A 2,617-nucleotide genomic window follows, 5' to 3' on the forward strand; every position below is an offset into this window, starting at 1 on the left:
CTTATCGCCAGACGAAATAAATAGATTTCTGAAAACAATAGTTGTTGCGCCAATGACAACGAATTTGAAAAAATACCCGACCCGAATTCAGGTAAAACATAATAGTAAAAAGGGAATGGTCGCAATCGACCAAATCAGGACAATTGACAAATCACGGATAATGAAAAAATTCGACAGATTAACTAAGTCCGAAATTCAAAAATGCAAGGACATTATCCGGGAGACTTTCGTGGACTGAAAAGTAGGAACCGAACATTGCGAGAAAGTACTAATGACAATAACTAAGAAGTATTCGGCTCGCCGATTACTCCCTTCCGTCATGAGTAAGTTGGCCAGAGCTGCATTACTGTGTTGACGCATCCGGTTGATTTGCCGTTTATGGGTAAAACGTTGGGTTGAGGGAGGTATGGTTGGAGGTTACGCTGTGATTGATTTGGTCAAGTGTGTACATACGTAGTGGTTACTTATTGGAAAGTGTCTTATCTCATTTTGTACGCATCATAAAATAAAAAGAGCTTTGGTTAAATTGTATCCTATCCTTAAAAGTAATATGTTTGATAGGAACATATAATATATAGGGTGCAACTGGTTGCGTCTATACATGTGTTGGCTTTAATTAAAGAAAAATCAAGAATGAATTGGTATTTGAATAACATTAAACCCGATTTTAAAACAAAGCTAATTTCGGATTGGGAAAAGCTTCTGGACGAAAAATTGACCGAAAATAATTATCAAACATATTTGACAAATAATGCAGGACTATTTTTAGGTAATGAAAATTGTCATTTAATAATCTCAAAACTAAAACTTGGAAGTGAATTAGAAACTGACTTCGTAACTCTAACAGACGGATTTAGTAACGGAAATCAATTTGAACTTATAGAAATGAAACAGCCGAACGCAAAGCTTTTTACTGAAAAAGGAATTATGACTTCTGATTTTAATAGAGCAACTCAACAAATTAGAGATTGGAAAAGGTGGTTGATTGATAATCCTTCTTGGTTCAAAAAACACTTACCAACTGTTTCGACAAGAGTAATTTCAGAAAGTTTTTTAAAGTTTAAAATAATTATTGGGCGAAGAACTGCAAATGAGTACCAAATAGAAAAAAGAAATCAAATTGGTGCGGAAATAGGAGCCGAAATTAGGTCATTTGACTATTTAACAGATAGATTGAAAAGGAGAGAATTTTATCCAACAACTTGGTTATCGGATGAAAAACAACATTATTCAGAAGAAATGGCAAATCCATTTTATAAAGCAATGTCGGATTCCGAGTGGAAAAAGTTCTGTAAAAGCGAAAAACTTGAAACTTTTCATTTTTACAGTCACCACGCCAAGGAAATTATTGAAAGAAGAAAATATAACGACCTGATAAAAAATAACTAAAGCTAATAACTAAGAAGTATTCGGCTCGCCGATTACTCCCTTCGGTCATGAGTAAGTTGGCCAGAGCTGACTATTGTGTTGACGCATCCGGTTTATTTGCTTTCTATGGGTAGAACGTTGGGTAAAGGCAAGGTTAGTTGGAGGTTGTGCTGTAATTGATTTGGTCAAAATGCATCGAGTTCAATTATTTTCTGACATTCTCTGCGACTTTTTAGTGGTCTTGATTAACAATCTCTAGTTTTTATCGTTTAATTTTAAAGTTGGGACTTATTTGGCCCCCAATTAGTTGGGAGTGCTATTTTAGATTTCAAATTTATACATTTGAGATATGAACTATAAGAAATGGACCTTGGATGCTTTTCAGGAATCGGGTACATTTGAGAACGATAAACAGAAATGGCAAGGGGAGCATAGGTTGTATATATGTCACTCTGTGTTATGTATACATATGTTACCAGCAAATAATATCTAATAAAAATCCAATATGATTAATTATAAAAGACCTATAATCGAATCAAAAAAAAGAGGAAAAGGTGTCATTGGGGAAATAACCATTAATTATAACCATACCGACCAAAATGGATTAGTTATACCTTATAGATTAATCTTCTTCGAGTATTTTTCTATCTAGGTATGCCTGTTGGTAAAGTATTAAGAATAGATAAATCTAAGATCACAGATAATCAAAAAAGTAAATTGAGAAAATTTACGGTATTAAAGGAGAAATGTTCATCGGTAGCAGAGAACCTTAATGATAATCTGCGTTCTTTCCTGACTCAATATTATGAGAATGACAAACAAAGTAAACACATAAATAATTTATCTTTTTCGGAACTTAGAGATTGTTTAAGTGATATTCTCAAAAAAGATAATAGATTTTTTTCCATAGAGGGATTGTTGATGCCTGAACAAAGAAAATCATTCAGGAGATTATTTGCCGACTTTATCACTGATAGAAACATTTATACACATGGGAAATTATGTTTAAGACTAGATGATGACTCGATATTTTTGTTTTATGCTAAAAGAAATAGAGATGGACTGTGGGGTTGTATTATAAATGAAGACATCGTGGATTCATATTTTAAAACCTATACTTATATTTCTGATATTATAGGCAAAATGTTGGTTAGACTCAATGCGAAAACTAGAACATAAACACAGCTGGTAATAACTAAGAGTTAGGCTCGCCAATAGGCCAGAGCTGAATTTTGTGTTGACGCATCCG

3 protein-coding genes are annotated in these 2,617 nt (G+C 33.5%); all 3 read left to right on the plus strand.

Translation table 11 applies throughout. The annotated features are described in order from the left end of the window. Positions 1-238: type II toxin-antitoxin system PemK/MazF family toxin (locus tag JEM65_RS20190; RefSeq protein ID WP_233530757.1), on the plus strand; the 238-nt coding region annotated here is incomplete at its 5' end. A 368-nt stretch (positions 239-606) separates the two neighbouring features. Next, positions 607-1,389: a Shedu anti-phage system protein SduA domain-containing protein gene (locus tag JEM65_RS20195; protein WP_199603422.1), complete on the plus strand. Its 783-nt coding sequence runs from the start codon at positions 607-609 to the stop codon at positions 1,387-1,389. Positions 1,390-2,022: 633 nt separating this feature from the next. Further along, entirely contained in the window at positions 2,023-2,547 is a 525-nt protein-coding gene (locus JEM65_RS20200) for a hypothetical protein (protein WP_199603423.1), read from the plus strand. The last annotated feature ends 70 nt before the right edge of the window (positions 2,548-2,617 follow it).

The organism is Gelidibacter salicanalis (genome assembly GCF_016469035.1).
GTDB lineage: Bacteria > Bacteroidota > Bacteroidia > Flavobacteriales > Flavobacteriaceae > Gelidibacter > Gelidibacter salicanalis_A.